This window comes from Kribbella monticola (assembly GCF_003261635.1).
In the GTDB taxonomy this organism is placed as follows: domain Bacteria; phylum Actinomycetota; class Actinomycetes; order Propionibacteriales; family Kribbellaceae; genus Kribbella; species Kribbella monticola.
In genome coordinates, this window is record NZ_QFXK01000031.1 from 122804 (window position 1) to 137167 (window position 14364).

The 14364-nt window shown below is 68.0% G+C and carries 16 protein-coding genes; 10 read left to right on the top strand and 6 right to left on the bottom strand.

From position 1 onward, the window contains the following. Positions 1-13 precede the first annotated feature (13 nt). The 3 genes from DIZ26_RS19970 to DIZ26_RS19980 all read right to left on the bottom strand — a co-directional run bounded on the left by DIZ26_RS19970 (position 14) and on the right by DIZ26_RS19980 (position 2933). Complete coding sequence (locus DIZ26_RS19970) at positions 14-523, bottom strand: GNAT family N-acetyltransferase (protein ID WP_112243681.1); 510 nt, start codon at positions 521-523, stop codon at positions 14-16. Between the two features lie 13 nt (positions 524-536). Then, entirely contained in the window at positions 537-1505 is a 969-nt protein-coding gene (locus tag DIZ26_RS19975) for a zinc-binding dehydrogenase (protein WP_112243683.1), read from the bottom strand. A 237-nt stretch (positions 1506-1742) separates the two neighbouring features. Beyond that, a complete protein-coding gene (locus tag DIZ26_RS19980; RefSeq protein WP_112243685.1) occupies positions 1743-2933 on the bottom strand; it encodes an NAD(P)-dependent malic enzyme in 1191 nt (396 codons plus the stop codon). A 301-nt stretch (positions 2934-3234) separates the two neighbouring features. Here DIZ26_RS19980 and DIZ26_RS19985 point away from each other — a divergent pair, with 301 nt between their 5' ends. The 8 genes from DIZ26_RS19985 to DIZ26_RS20020 are packed head-to-tail and all read left to right on the top strand — an operon-like array spanning position 3235 to position 9600. Further along, the gene (locus DIZ26_RS19985; protein WP_112243687.1) at positions 3235-4074 is read left to right on the top strand and encodes an ABC transporter substrate-binding protein; all 840 of its coding nucleotides are present in this window, start codon (positions 3235-3237) and stop codon (positions 4072-4074) included. Then, positions 4071-4904 carry an amino acid ABC transporter permease gene (locus tag DIZ26_RS19990; protein ID WP_198676181.1) on the top strand — a complete coding sequence of 278 codons (834 nt, stop codon included), beginning with the start codon at positions 4071-4073 and terminating at the stop codon, positions 4902-4904. The genes DIZ26_RS19985 and DIZ26_RS19990 overlap by 4 nt, the downstream gene beginning before the upstream one ends. After that, a complete protein-coding gene (locus DIZ26_RS19995) occupies positions 4904-5659 on the top strand; it encodes an amino acid ABC transporter ATP-binding protein (RefSeq protein WP_112243689.1) in 756 nt (251 codons plus the stop codon). The genes DIZ26_RS19990 and DIZ26_RS19995 overlap by 1 nt, the downstream gene beginning before the upstream one ends. Before the next feature lie 56 nt (positions 5660-5715). Next, positions 5716-6624 carry an ABC transporter substrate-binding protein gene (locus DIZ26_RS20000; RefSeq protein ID WP_112243691.1) on the top strand — a complete coding sequence of 303 codons (909 nt, stop codon included), beginning with the start codon at positions 5716-5718 and terminating at the stop codon, positions 6622-6624. A 1-nt stretch (position 6625) separates the two neighbouring features. Beyond that, positions 6626-7594: an amino acid ABC transporter permease gene (locus tag DIZ26_RS20005; RefSeq protein ID WP_112243693.1), complete on the top strand. Its 969-nt coding sequence runs from the start codon at positions 6626-6628 to the stop codon at positions 7592-7594. After that, complete coding sequence (locus DIZ26_RS20010; protein ID WP_112243695.1) at positions 7594-8376, top strand: amino acid ABC transporter ATP-binding protein; 783 nt, start codon at positions 7594-7596, stop codon at positions 8374-8376. Before DIZ26_RS20005 ends, DIZ26_RS20010 begins: the two co-directional genes overlap by 1 nt. A gap of 40 nt (positions 8377-8416) precedes the next feature. Continuing rightward, positions 8417-8809, top strand: a complete 393-nt coding sequence (locus DIZ26_RS20015; RefSeq protein WP_112243697.1) for an ATP-binding protein — start codon at positions 8417-8419, stop codon at positions 8807-8809. Further along, a complete protein-coding gene (locus DIZ26_RS20020; RefSeq protein ID WP_112243699.1) occupies positions 8806-9600 on the top strand; it encodes an RNA polymerase sigma factor SigF in 795 nt (264 codons plus the stop codon). The genes DIZ26_RS20015 and DIZ26_RS20020 overlap by 4 nt, the downstream gene beginning before the upstream one ends. 42 nt (positions 9601-9642) lie before the next feature. On the opposite strand, the gene DIZ26_RS20025 is transcribed toward DIZ26_RS20020, so the two are convergent. Continuing rightward, positions 9643-9945, bottom strand: coding sequence for a hypothetical protein (locus tag DIZ26_RS20025; protein WP_157979764.1), 303 nt, complete (start codon positions 9943-9945; stop codon positions 9643-9645). A 467-nt stretch (positions 9946-10412) separates the two neighbouring features. Here DIZ26_RS20025 and DIZ26_RS20030 point away from each other — a divergent pair, with 467 nt between their 5' ends. Then, a complete protein-coding gene (locus tag DIZ26_RS20030) occupies positions 10413-10664 on the top strand; it encodes a WhiB family transcriptional regulator (RefSeq protein ID WP_012922773.1) in 252 nt (83 codons plus the stop codon). A 110-nt stretch (positions 10665-10774) separates the two neighbouring features. Here the strand turns inward: DIZ26_RS20030 and DIZ26_RS20035 are convergent, their stop codons facing one another. Further along, positions 10775-12250 carry a sensor histidine kinase gene (locus tag DIZ26_RS20035; protein ID WP_112243703.1) on the bottom strand — a complete coding sequence of 492 codons (1476 nt, stop codon included), beginning with the start codon at positions 12248-12250 and terminating at the stop codon, positions 10775-10777. 115 nt (positions 12251-12365) lie between these two features. Between DIZ26_RS20035 and DIZ26_RS20040 the strand changes: the two genes are divergently transcribed. Beyond that, positions 12366-13271 carry a DUF2785 domain-containing protein gene (locus DIZ26_RS20040; RefSeq protein ID WP_112243705.1) on the top strand — a complete coding sequence of 302 codons (906 nt, stop codon included), beginning with the start codon at positions 12366-12368 and terminating at the stop codon, positions 13269-13271. A 9-nt stretch (positions 13272-13280) separates the two neighbouring features. On the opposite strand, the gene DIZ26_RS20045 is transcribed toward DIZ26_RS20040, so the two are convergent. Further along, positions 13281-14339: an endonuclease/exonuclease/phosphatase family protein gene (locus DIZ26_RS20045; RefSeq protein WP_112243708.1), complete on the bottom strand. Its 1059-nt coding sequence runs from the start codon at positions 14337-14339 to the stop codon at positions 13281-13283. Between the last annotated feature and the right edge of the window lie 25 nt (positions 14340-14364).

The window sequence follows — 14364 nt, forward strand, 5'->3', positions numbered from 1 at the left end:
ACGGCGTCACACGTCACCGGGCTGGGCGGACCATCCGGATCTCGGTGAGCCCGAAGAACGGGTCGTCCGAACGCGCCCCGTCCGCGACGAATCCGTGCCGGGCATAGAACCGCACCGCTCGCTGGTTGCCCTCGAACACCCACAGGCTGGCAGCTTCCTTGCCAATGGCAACGTCCAGCAGCCGACCACCCAGCCCGCTGCCCCACCACTTCTGCCGGACGTAGATCGCGTGCAGCTCCAGTGGCGTCGGCGCATCCTCGTCCCGGGCCGGACCGGGCGAGGAGAACCCGATCACGCGATCCTCCAGTGCGGCATCCGGGTCGGGATTCAGCGCGATCCAGCGGACCAGACCCGCGTCGAGGTGGCTGGTCCAACGCTCCGTACGCCGTACGTGGTCGCTCGTGCGCTCCAGCAGCAGCGCCGGCTCCACCAGGTCGGCGTACGCCTCACGCCAGCACAGCAGATGGCACCACGCGCCGGCCTCCGCATCGGCCACGGTGGCCCGGCGGATCACGGGCTCCATCAGACCGCGCCGATCAGACCGTGAAGACGATCTTGCCGAAGACGTCGCCCTCGTTCATCTTCGCGAAGCCCTTGCGGGCGTCGGCCAGCGCGAAGGTGCTGTCGATGTGCGGCTCGATCCCCGCGTTCGCCATGAACTGGACGAGCTCGGCCAGTTCGGTCCGGGTGCCCATCGTCGAGCCCTGCACGCGCAACTGCAGGAAGAAGATCCGGTTCAGCTCGGCCGACTTCGGCGCCTGCCCGCTGGTCGCACCGGAGATCACCACCGTGCCGCCCTGCTTCAGCGACTTCAGCGAATGCGACCAGGTGGCCTCGCCGACGGTCTCCATCACCGCGTCGACCCGCTCCGGCAACCGCGCGCCGGACTCGAACACGTCGTGCGCCCCGATCTCCAGCGCCTTCGCCCGCTTGCCCTCGTCCCGGCTGGTTGCCCAGACCCGGATCCCGGCCGCGCGCGCCAACGTGATCAGCGAGCTGGCGACCCCACCGCCGGCGCCCTGCACGAGCACGGTGTCGCCCGGCTTCAGGCTCGACTGGGTGAAGAGCATCCGGTACGCCGTGAGCCACGCGGTCGGCAGACAGGCCGCCTGCTCGAAACTCAACCCGGCCGGCTTCGGTACGACGTTGCGCGCCGGTACGACGACTTGCTCGGCCAACGTCCCCTGGTACCGCTCGCTCAGCAGCGACCGCTTCGGGTCGAGCGTCTCGTCGCCCTGCCAGGACGGGTCCGAGATGACGGCGTGCACGACGACCTCGTTACCGTCCGGGTCGGTCCCGGCGGCGTCGCAACCGAGGATCATCGGCAGGTTCTTCTCGGCGAGCCCGACGCCCTTCAACGACCACAGATCGTGGTGGTTCAGCGCCGACGCCTTCACGTCGACGGTCACCCACCCCTCAGGCGCGTTCGGCGCAGGCCGCTCCCCCACCTCCAGCGCGGAGACCGGGTCGTCGGCGTCGAACCTGGCGGCATAAGCAGCAAGCATGAACTCACCCTAGATGCCCACCCCGAACCAGTCAGTAACAAACATCACCGCCCCGCGCGGCGCGCGGGGCGGTGGAAGGAAGGCGTTGTGCGCTGGACGCGCTGCTGTGGGGATGGGGAAGCCGCGCGGAGGAAGGCGGTGGTGCCGCCCGCCTTCCTCCCGCCCGGAGGTGCGGGGCGGGGGAAGGCGGCGGGAGACGCCGTCGGTGTGGGCGGCGGCCGCGACGGCAGGCGCGACTCAGGGGCGGGAGACGCCGTCGGTGTGGGCCGCTGCGGCTACTGCTTTGGCTACGGCAGGGGCGACTCGGGGGTCGAAGGGGGACGGGATGATGTAGTCCGCAGTGAGGTCCTCGGGGGAGATCAGGTTGGCGAGGGCTTCGGCGGCGGCCAACTTCATGCCTTCGGTGATGCGGGAGGCGTTGACGTCGAAGGCGCCGCGGAAGATGCCGGGGAACGCGAGCACGTTGTTGATCTGGTTCGGGAAGTCGGAGCGGCCGGTCGCGACCACCGCGGCGTACCGGTGGGCGATGCCCGGGTGCACCTCCGGGTTCGGGTTCGCGAGGGCGAAGATCATCGCGCCGGGTGCCATCCGGGCGATCGCTTCCTCGGGGACGGTGCCACCGGAGACGCCGAGGAACACGTCCGCGCCGTCCAGTGCGTCCACCAGGCGGCCCGACGGTACGCCGGTGTCCTTGGCGAGCGAAAGCTTGACCGGGTTAAGGTCCGCGCGATCCTGCGAGAGCACGCCCTTGCTGTCGACCACGGCGAGGTCGCTGACGCCGGCCTGCAACAGGATCCGGGCACACGCGACACCGGCGGCACCCGCACCCGAGATCACCACGCGGATGTCGGAGATCGACTTGCCGGTCAACCGCAGCGCATTGCGAAGAGCGGCCAGTACGACAACCGCCGTACCGTGCTGGTCGTCGTGGAAGACGGGGATGTCCAGCCGTTCCTTCAGCCGGCGCTCGATCTCGAAGCAGCGCGGCGCCGAGATGTCTTCCAGATTGATGCCACCGAACGACGGCGCCATCCGTACGACGGTCTCGACGAACTCGTCCACATCGGTGCAGTCCAGCGCGATCGGTACCGAGTCGACGCCACCGAACTCCTTGAAAAGCAGGGCTTTGCCCTCCATCACCGGCAGCGACGCGTCGGGCCCGATGTCACCGAGGCCCAGTACTGCGGTGCCGTCGGTCACCACCGCGACCACGTTCGACTTCCACGTGTAGCGGCGGACCAGCGTCGGGTCCTCGGCGATCGCGGTACAGACCCGGGCGACGCCGGGCGTGTAGGCCTTGGAGAGATCGTCCGCGTCGGCGACCTTGACCGAGGACGTCACCTCGATCTTGCCGCCGCGGTGCAGTTCGAAGACCGGGTCCCCGGCGTAGGCATCGGCGGAATCGGACGGAAATGGTTCGGCAACCATGGTGACCCTTCGGAACAGATTGTCTACAGAAAGCGAAACCGGCCTGGGCGGTGCGACTCGGGTGCGTCGAGCACCGCCATTGCCACTCGGGGGTCACCCGTTGCCTCAAATTGAACCACATGGCTCACTGGTCTGGTCTGTGAGGCCCCCCACAGCCACCGTGCCAGCGCCCCGACGGTGACGATCGAGTCTCTTCGGGCATCAGTCGCCGCCAGTGTGCTGCCTGCTGTGTCAGGATGCGGGCAACCGGCCCGGCACCGATCGGGACGTCGTTCCGGAACGAGAAGTCGAGGAGCCCTGCATGATCACCCATACAACTGCCCGCCCGAGCCGAGCCAAGCTCGCCGCCGTCGCGGTCGCCGTCCTGGCGCTCACCGTGTCGGCCTGCGGGAAGGACAACGGCTCCGGCGGGGACGCGGCCAAGCTCGACGGAATCACGCTGGTCCACCCGGGCAAGCTGACCACCTGCACGCACCTGTCGTACAAGCCGTTCGAGTACAAGGAAGGCGCGAAGGTCGTCGGTTTCGACGTGGATCTGCTCGACCTGCTCGCCAAGGACCTCGGCGTGGAGCAGGAAGTGATCAGCATCGAGTGGGCGCAGGTCACCTCCGGCGCGGCGTACCAGGCGAAGAAGTGCGACATGGGTATGGGCGCGATGACGATCACCCCGACCCGGCAGGCCGCCATCGCGATCAGCGAGCCGTACATGGACGCCTCGCAGGTGCTGCTGGTGAAGAAGGGTGCGCCGTACAAGTCGCTGGCGGACCTGAAGGGCAAGAAGATCGGCGTCCAGGCCGACACCACCGGTAAGGACTACGCGACCGCGGCGGCCAAGAAGGACGGCTTCGAGGTCGTCGTATTCAACGACCTCGCGCTGCAGACCAACAGCGTGAAGTCCGGCCGGGTCGATGCCGCGATCAACGACAACGGCGCGCTCTACAACTTCGTCACCGCCAACCCCGACACCGAGGTGGCGACCGAGTTCGACACCGGTGAGAAGTACGGCTTCGCGGCGAAGAAGGGCGACCCGAGCGGCGAGAAGCTGATCAGCAAGTTCAACGAGCTGCTGACCAAGGCCAAGTCGGACGGGACCTACAACACGATCTACAAGAAGTGGTTCGGGATTGAGCCGAAGAAGTGAGTAGCGCGAACGTCGAACCGCGCGACGCGGAACCCCGCACAGGGCTGAGCCCGCGGCAGCGCTCTCAGCGGTCGCGGGCGATCCAGTACGCGATCCTCGTCGTGATCGTGCTGGTCGCCGCGTTCACCGCGAACTGGGGCCAGATCGCGACGGTCTTCTTCAAGCCGTCACTGATCAAGTCGGCCTTCGAGAGCGGGCTGCCGACCGCCTTCCTGAAGACGATCGAGTACACGATCGGTGCCTTCGTGATCGGGTTGCTCGGCGGCACCCTGCTCGCCCTGATGCGGCTCAGCTCGGTCGGCCCGTACCGGTGGCTGGCCACGATCTACATCGAGTTCTTCCGCGGGCTGCCCGCGATCGTGGTGTTCGTCGCGTTCAGCCTGCTGCCGTTGGCGTTCGCCAACCTGGTGATCCCGTTCGATCCGTACGGCACGGTCTGGTCGGCGCTCGGGATCGTGTCGGCGGCGTACATGGCCGAGGTGATCCGGGCCGGCATCCAGGCCGTCCCCAAGGGCCAGCTCGAGGCGGCCCGGTCGCTCGGGATGCCGCTCGGCCTCGCGACCCGCAAGATCGTGCTGCCACAGGCGTTCCGGATCGTGCTGCCACCGCTGGCCAACGACCTGATCCTGCTGGTCAAGGACTCGTCGCTGGTGTTCATCATCGGTACGTCGGCAGGCGATTTCGAGCTCACCGGGTTCGGCCGGGACCTGGCCAACACCGAGTCGAACCTGACCCCGCTGGTGACCGCGGGCTTCTGCTATCTGATCATCACGCTGCCGCTGGGCCTGCTGGTCCGCCGGCTGGAGGCCAAGGCTGCGAGGGCACGCTGATGACCGAGCTCATCGAGATCAAGAACCTGCACAAGTCGTTCGGTGCCAACCACGTGCTGCGCGGGATCGACTTCACCGTCAGCCAGGGCGAGGTCGTCTGCGTGATCGGGCCGTCGGGTTCGGGCAAGTCCACACTGCTGCGCTGCGTGAACCTGCTGGAGCAGCCCGAAGAAGGCCAGGTGTTCGTCCGTGGTGAGGACATCACCGACCGCGACTGTCACCTGGACGACGCCCGCAAGCACATCGGGATGGTCTTTCAGCAGTTCAACCTGTTCCCGCACCTGAACGTGCTGGCCAACTGCACGATCGCCCAGACGACCGTGCTCAAGCGCAGTGCGGCCGAGGCCGAGCAGGTCGCCCGCGCGAACCTGGACCGGGTCGGGCTGAACGACAAGGTGACCGCCTACCCGGCCCAGTTGTCGGGCGGCCAGCAACAGCGGGTCGCGATCGCCCGCGCGCTGTCGATGGACCCGGCCGTGATGCTGTTCGACGAACCGACCTCGGCGCTGGACCCCGAACTGGTCGGCGACGTCCTGACCGTGATGCGCAAGCTCGCCCTGGACGGGATGACGATGCTCGTGGTCACCCATGAGATGGCCTTCGCCCGTGAGGTGGCCGACCGGGTCGTGTTCATGGACGAGGGCGTGATCGTCGAGCAGGGCCCACCGGCCGAGGTGATCGGCAACCCGTCCCACGAGCGCACCCGCGTCTTCTTGAAGCGTGTGCTCGATCCCACCCATGTCGAGCCGAGCTGAGCAGTTCGGCTGTGTTTAGATGCGGGCCAACAAACCCCTGAGTTGGAGGACCAGAGATGTTTCCCCTACGTACGACGCTGGCGATCTGCGGCGTCTTGGTTCTCTCGGCCGCAGGCTGCGGTTCGGACACCCTGTCCGGCGGTAGCTCGCCGTCGAACTCGGCTCCGGCCAGTACTCCGACCGCCTCGGCCTCGGTGGACCCGGCGCTGGCCGCCGCTCTGCCGGCCAAGATCAAGGCGGCCGGGAAGATCGTGGTCGGCGTCGACGCGACGTACCCGCCGAACGAGTTCCTCCAGGGCGGCAAGACCGTCGCCGGGATGGATGTGGACGTGTTCGACGCCGTGGCGGCCAAGTTCGGCGTGACGGTCGACTGGCAGCCGTCCGCGTTCGACTCGATCATCACCGGCGTCCAGGGTGGCAAGTACGACATGGGTATCTCGTCGTTCACCATCAACGCCAAGCGCAAGCAGCAGGTCAACATGGTCAGCTACTTCAACGCCGGGACGCAGTGGGCCACCGCCGCCGGTAACCCGAAGGGCGTCGACCCGAACAACGCCTGCGGCAAGAACATCGCCGTCCAGAAGGGCACCACGCAGCTCGAGGACGACATCCCGGTCAAGCAGCAGAAGTGCACCGCGGCCGGCAAGCCGAAGATCAACCTGCTGGTCCGGGAGAAGCAGGACCAGGCGACCGCCGACGTCGCGACCGGCAAGGCCGACGCGATGCTGGCCGACTCCCCCGTCGTTCTGTACGCCGCCAAGCAGTCGCAGGGCAAGGTCGTCGCACTCGGTGACATCTACGACGCGGCGCCGTACGGGTACGTCGTACCCAAGGCGGAGACCGAGTTCGCGCAGGCGATCGCCAAGGCGCTGACCGCGATCGCGGCGGACGGCAGCTACAAGGCCGCGCTGGCCAAGTGGGGCAACGAGTCCGGCGCGATCAGCACCTTCGCGGTCAACCCCTGACATGGCCGGCAGCACTGAGCCGACCCCGGCCCAGGCGCCGGTGACCACGGACCGGCCCGGCCTGATCAAGGCCGTGCCGGTCCGGCACCCGGGTCGCTGGGTGGGGATCGCCGTGGTCGTGGTCCTGGCCGCGATGTTCATCCACCTGCTGGTGACGAACAAGGCGTTCGAGTGGCACTTCGTCTTCGAGGCGATGAACCAGAAGCCGGTCATCAACGGCTTCCTGAAGGGCACCCTGCTGGTGACCGCGCTGGCGATGATCGTCGGCGTCAGCGGCGGCGTGCTGTTCGCGGTGATGCGGCTGTCGCCGAACCCGGTGCTGTCCGGGGTGGCCTGGCTGTTCACCTGGTTCTTCCGCAGCGTGCCGCGGCTCGTGCTGCTGACCACGATGGGCGCGCTCGGAATCCTGTTCCAGAAGGGCCTGTCGTTCGGCGTACCGTTCGACTGGAAGATCATGGACTGGCTCGGGCTGTCCGGTGACCTGCGGTTCGCCACGGTCAACGCGAACACGGTGTTCTCCGGCCTGGTCGGCGGCGTGATCGGTCTGGGGTTGTCCGAGGCGGCCTACATGGCCGAGATCGCCCGGGCCGGCATCCTCAGCGTCGACCCCGGCCAGACCGAGGCCGCGCAGGCGCTCGGGATGAGCCGCGGCAAGGTGATGCGGCGAGTGGTCCTGCCGCAGGCGATGCGGGTGATCGTGCCGCCGACCGGTAACGAGACCATCGCGATGCTGAAGGACACCTCGCTGCTGATCGGCCTGCCGGTGATCACCGAGCTCTTCTACCAGCTGCAGTCGATCGGCAGCCAGTACTACAAGACCTTCCCGATCATGGTGGCCGCGACCTTGTACTACCTGGCCGCGACGAGTGTGCTGATGGTGGGCCAGTACTTCCTGGAGCGGCGGTTCGGCCGCGGCTTCGGCGGCGGCCCGCGGCGTGCGCCGAAACCGGCCGGGGTGGAGACGATCTGATGAGCGATCCGTTGGTACGAGCAGTCAACGTCACCAAGTCCTTTCATCACCAGGAGGTGCTGAAAGGCATCGACCTGGAGGTGGACACCGGCCAGGTGGTCTGCCTGCTCGGTCCGTCCGGGTCCGGCAAGACCACCTTCCTGCGCTGTGTGAACCAGCTCGAGGGCATCGACGGCGGCCGGATCTGGGTCGACGGCGACCTGATCGGGTACGCCGAGCGGAACGGGAAGCTGTACCGGCTGAAGGACAAGGAGATCGCGGCCCAGCGGCGCGAGATCGGGATGGTCTTCCAGCGGTTCAACCTGTTCCCGCACATGACCGCGCTGGACAACATCGCCGAGGCGCCGGTGCAGGTCAAGGGCGAGTCGCGGGCGGCGGCCCGGCAGCGTGCCCACGAGTTGCTCGACCGGGTCGGCCTCGGCGACCGCGGCGCGGCGTACCCGGCGCAGTTGTCCGGCGGTCAGCAGCAGCGGGTGGCGATCGCCCGGGCGCTGGCGATGCAGCCGAAGCTGATGCTGTTCGACGAGCCGACGTCCGCGCTGGACCCCGAACTGGTCGGCGAGGTGCTGGCCGTGATCAAGGAACTCGCCGGCGAGGGGATGACGATGATCGTGGTCACCCACGAGATGGCGTTCGCCCGGGAGGTCGCCGACACGGTCGTCTTCATGGACGGCGGCGTGGTCGTCGAGGCCGGTCCACCGAGCCAGGTGATCGGCGACCCGCAGCACCAGCGCACGAAGACGTTCCTCACCAGGCTACGGTCGGAACAGCACAACACGTGAGCGGTGGACGATCGTCGTCCGCCAGGGGAGGCACAGCACTGTGAGCAGCACCGGACGACCCGCCGAGGTCCGCCTCAGCATTCCCGCCGACGGCGCCTACATCGCCGTACCGCGGTCCGTGGTCGGCAACCTGGCGGCCCGGAACAACTTCACCGTGGACGAGATCGACGATCTGCGGATCGCCGTCGACGAGGCCTGCGCCCTGCTGCTCCCGCAGGCCACCGACGGTGTACTGGACTGCGTGTTCGAGATCGACCCGCCGCTGATGCGGGTCAGCACGTCCGCCCTGGTGCCGAGCGACTGGAAGCCGGACACCGGGTCCTTCGGCTGGACCGTGCTGACCGCACTGGTGGAGTCCGTCGCGGCCGAGACGGTCGACGGTCGGCTGACGATCACCGTGACCTCCTCGGCGACGGCGGCGGAGAAGGCGTGACCGAGGAACGCACTCCCGGCGTCGCCCGGGAGCCAACCGAGCTACGTACCCGGACCGCCGAACTGTTCGCCGCGATGGGATCCACCAAACCCGGCGATCCGGCGCACATCCTGGCCCGCGACGGCTTGGTCGCGCTGCACATGCCGCTGGTCGAGCACCTGGCCCGCCGGTTCCGCAACCGCGGCGAGCCGTACGACGACCTCGTCCAGGTGGCCACGATCGGCCTGATCAAGGCGGTGGACCGGTTCGACTCCGAGCGTGGCGTCGAGTTCTCGACGTACGCGACGCCGACCATCCTCGGCGAGATCAAGCGGTACTTCCGGGACAAGGGCTGGGCGATCCGGGTCCCGCGCCGGCTCCAGGAGCTGCGGTTGTCGCTGACCGCGGCGACGGCCGAGCTGACCCAGGAGCTGGGCCGGGCCCCGACCGTCGCGGAGTTGTCCGACCGGCTCGGGCTCGCCGCGGACCTGGTGATCGAGGGGCTGGAGTCGGCGAACGCCTACAACACGCTCTCGCTGGACGCACCGGACCAGAACGAGGCCGACGCCACCACGGTCCTGGACGGCCTCGGCGGCGAGGACGAGGCGCTGGAGAGCGTCGAGTACCGCGAGTCGCTGAAACCGCTGCTGGCCCAGCTGGAGACCCGGGAGAAGCGGATCCTGACCCTGCGGTTCTTCCGCGGGATGACCCAGTCCCAGATCGCCGAGGAGATCGGCATCTCCCAGATGCACGTCTCGCGGCTGCTGGCCCGCACCCTCACCGAGCTCAGAGCAGGTCTGCTGAAGGAATGAACGGCTGAAGGGAAGGAGGAAAGCGGGGCGGGGCGGAACAGCTCAGAGGACGGGGTGGTCCTTGGTCGGGTCGTCGGTCAGGGCCTCCATGGAGACCTTCTGGAACACACACGCCAGTACGCCGGCGGCCGCGACGGCGAGCACCACGGAGACGGCCTTGGTGCCGCCGCCCCAGAAGCTGTAGGCCATGAACAGCTGGATCAGCTGCGCGAAGACGGCCGGACCCCTGCTCCACGCGGAGGTCCGGTAGAGACCGCGTGCCACCAGCAGCAGGCCACCGCCGTACAGGATCAGGAACGCGGCCGTGGTCACACCCAGTACGAGCCGGTCACTGTCGATCTTCAAGACTTCGACAATTCCGAGAACGGCGACCACAAGGCCTTCCGCTGCGACCACGGCCGCGGCTAGCTTGAGCGGACGTGGGGCGGATGGTGACGTTGCATCTGTCGGCACGTTCCGAGCCTACCGATCCGGGCCGGAGAACTTCGGCCCTACCGGGATCAGAGGTTCTGCGTAACCCCAGGGCTTCTGGATCGGTTACTTGCAGTGAACGGGTGATCGCAACAAGACTTCCTCGTCCGTTATCCGGACGCGGTAAACCGCTGTGCACCGGTTCGGAGTGTTAAGGAAGTGTTGTGATCGGATCGACAAGTCCATAACCCTTGTTTCGTCCACGCGGGATTGGGAACATGGAGTCGTTCGTGAAAACGTTCACAACGCTCGCACCAACCCCCGTGCGATTACAGGCACGCTGATCGGGCACAGACCAGGCCATCAGCGTAGACAAACTACTGAGAGAGATGGGATCCGCCATGGATTGGCGCCACCGGGCCGTTTGCCTCGATGAGGACCCGGAACTGTTCTTCCCCATCGGCAACACCGGGCCCGCGATCATGCAGATCGAGGAGGCCAAGCAGGTGTGCCGTCGCTGCGACGTACGAGAGCAGTGCCTTGCCTGGGCACTGGAGGCCGGCCAGGACCACGGTGTCTGGGGTGGCCTGAGTGAGGACGAGCGACGCGCTCTGAAGCGCCGCAACGCCCGCGCTCGCATCCGCACCGCCTGACGCGACCAACGAAGACGGCCCCGCGGGATCCGCGGGGCCTTTCGATTTCCCGGCCGCGTTGCGTCCGAAGAAGTGAGGGTCCCGCCCCTCGCCTGTTCGGACGTAACGGACTAGTCCTTCACCGGGATGTCGAGGACGATCGTGGTTCCGGGGCCGCCGTCGTGGCGGGGGCCGAAGTCGAGGACGCCGTCGAGTTCGCCGATTACCAGGGTGCGCACGATCGACAGGCCCAGGTTTCCCGACGTCTCGGAATCGAAGCCGGCCGGTAGCCCCTGCCCGTCGTCGGTGACCACGACCCGTAGCCGTCCGACCGATCGCTGTGCTTCCAGCACGATCTCGCCGGCCGCGTCGCCTTCGCGGCCACCGAACGCGTGCTCGACCGAGTTCTGCATCAGCTCGGTCAGTACCATCGCCAGCGGCGTGGCCACCTCGGAGTCCAGCACGCCGAAACTGCCGGTACGCCGGGTCGCCACCTGTGTCGCCACGGTCGACACGTCGGCGACCATCGCGGCCACCCGGTCGGCCACGTCGTCGAAGTCCACGTGCTCGTCGAAGGATTCGGACAGTGTCTCGTGCACGATCGCGATCGATCCCACCCTGCGGACCGCTTCGGACAAGGCCGCTTGCGCCTCTGGCACAGTGATGCGCCTCGCCTGCATCCGCAGTAACGCGGCGACCGTCTGCAAGTTGTTCTTGACGCGATGATGAATCTCCCGGATGGTCGCCTCCTTGGTGACCAGCTCCCGCTCCCGGCTGCGCAGCTCCGTCACGTCCCGGAGCAGGATCAGCGCGCCCACGTGCTCGCCCTCGGCGCGCAGCGGGATCGCGCGCAGGAACAGCGTCGCCTCCGGGTTCTCGATCTCGATCTCCTGGGCGGCCCGGCCGGTGACCACCGAGGCCAGCACGTCGTCCACCTTGTGGCCGCTGTTGATCAGTTCGGCGGTGATGTCCTTGAGCCGGCTGCCGACCAGGTCGGTGACGAGACCCATCCGGCGGTAGGCGGACAACGCATTCGGGCTGGCGAACGTCACCATGCCGTGCCGGTCCACCCGAATACACCCGTCCCCGACCCGTGGGGTGGTCGAGAGCAGCCGCTCCCCGCCGTACGGGAAGATGCCGTCGGTGATCATCCGGGCCAGGTCGGTGGCGCTCTGCAGGTAGGCGATCTCCAGTCGCGACGGGGTCCGGACGCCGAGCAGGTTGGTGTTGCGCGCGATCACGGCGATCACCCGGTCGCCGCGGCGGACCGGGATGGTCTCCACCCGGACCGGGACGTCGTCGCGCCACTCGGGGTCGCCCTCGCGGCAGATCCGGCCGCCGTCGTAGGCCTGGTCCAGCAGCGGCCGGCGGTCGCGCGGGATGAAGCTGCCGACGATGTCGTCCAGGTACGCCGTCGGGCCGGTGGTCGGCCGCATCTGCGCACCGGCCCAGAACCCGAGTCCCTCGGTGTCCGGCAGCCAGAGCACGAGATCGGCGAAGGACAGGTCGGCGAGCATCTGCCAGTCGGAGACCAGCAGTTGCAGCCGGTCCAGGTCGGCGGAGTCCAGCGTGGTGTGGTTCCGCGCCACATCGGTCAAAGACGGCACGGTCCCGAGCCTAGTGCGTCCGGCACGGCGTGCTCGGCGTGGCGTGGCCGCCGCTGACTCGACAGATTGCGCGGATGGGTGTTGATTGTTCGGATCCAAGTGAAAGGATGCTTCGGTGGAGTCGACGTACTGGCAGGACGTGATGGCCGCGGACTACGCGGTACCGCGCGACCGGGCGCTGACCGACCTCACCGAGGAGCTGGTCCGGGGACTGGCCAGCACCAACCCGCAGATCCGGGACGCGCTGGCCTACCCGACGCTGGCCACCTGGCTCGAGCGCGGCATCTACGACGACCTGCTGCCCGGTTTCGGTGACGGTCTCTGCGCCGGTCTGTCCTATGGTCTCGGCGAGGACGGCACCGACACGGTGTTCCGGCGCTCGTTCACCGCGCTGACGCTGGCGGAGGTGATCCATCGCGACAACGCCGAGTTCCTCGTGCACGACGAGGTGGTGATGCGCTGGGGCGACCGGCTGGCGACCTGGCTGCTGCGCGAGCGCGACCTGCGCGGGTACGTCGCCGACTGTGGCTGGGCGCATGCCGTGGCACACGGTGCCGACGCGATCGGGGCGCTGGCCAGATCCCGGCACTGCGACGCCGGCGTACTGCGTGCGCTCCTCGACGTGCTGGCCGACCGGATCGTGAAGGACACCCCGTATCGCTGGGTGCACGAGGAGCACGACCGGGTCGCCCATGCGGTGATGACGATCCTGCACCGGAACATGCTGACCACCGACGAGCTGGAGCGCTGGCTCAAGCCGATCGCGGCGACCGCGGCCCAGCAGCCGCTGATGCACGAGACGCTGCCGGAGTGGCCGACGCCGAACGTGTTCAACGCCCGCGGTGTCCTGCACGTGCTGCTCAGTCAGCTGGCGATCGGGGTGAAGGGCTTCCCGATCCCGGGTGACGACGAGCTGTTCGGCCGGCCGATCGAGGCCCGGGCCGACATGCTGCTGATGCTCACCGAGGCGGTCCGCTCGTCCCAGCCCTACATCTACCGGCCGGCCGCGAACCAGTCGTAGTACCAGCGGTCAGCTCTTCGGTACGGCGACGTGCGCGATCACTGCGCGATGATCGGTGCCGGCGATCTTGTACGTGGTGAACTTGCCCGGCTTGATCCCGGTGGTGATCACCACGTGGTCGATCTGGGTCTGTGCCAAGGTGATCCGGTTCGACGGCCAGGTGCCGGAAAGGCCCGCACCGACCGAGGGCGCCACGCTCCGGCAGTGATCGCCGAGCGCCTGCCGGAAGTCGTAGTGGTCGCTGGTCGCGTTGAAGTCGCCGGCCAGGATCGTCGGCCGGTCCTGGCGGCACCAGCCCTTCACCACCTCGAGGTCCCGCTTCCAGGTGGTCACTTCGGACGGCAGCGGCGGATAGCCGTGGTACACGATCAACCGGAGGTTCCCCAGCGTTCCGCCGGTCACGATGATGTGGCCGAACTGGGTGCTGGTCTGCTGCACCGGCCCGATCGTCTCCGCACCCGGCTCGCCCGCGCCCGGCTTCAGCTGGGTCGAGTTCACCTTGCCGGTGTCGAGCTTCTCGGAGTCGAACTGGACCTCACCGAGCGATGACGACACCAGCACACTGGTCGCACTCTCGACCGCGGCGTTCGCCTGCTGGGTGAAGCCGTGGTAGGTCAGTCCTTCCAGGTGGTCCTGGATCTCCTGGCGTACGTCGACCTGTGCCTCCGGCAACGAGACGAGGTCCGGCCGCTGCTCCTTGATCAGCCGGGCCACCTCCTTCGCGTCCGCGCCGCCACCGAGGACGTTCGCCACCATGATCGTGAGCGCCCGGGACCCGGGCGGAGGCGGCGTCGGCTCGGAGAACACCCGCGGCGCGACCAGCCCCATCCCGGCCAGCGACAGCAGGCAAACCAGTACTGCGGCCAGCCGCCAGCCGCGCCGGAGCAGCATCACCAGACCCACCAGCAGCACCAGAACCAGCGCCTGCGGCCGGAACGCGACCAGCTGCGCGAACGGGCTGACCGCCTCCAATCCGTACAGCTCGGGATAGAGCGGCAGGGCAACGACCAGGAGGAAAAGCACCGACAGCACGACCCGCCGCAACTTCCATGCCGCATCTGAGTCCATGGCCCACCCTGAAGGTCTAGTGTCC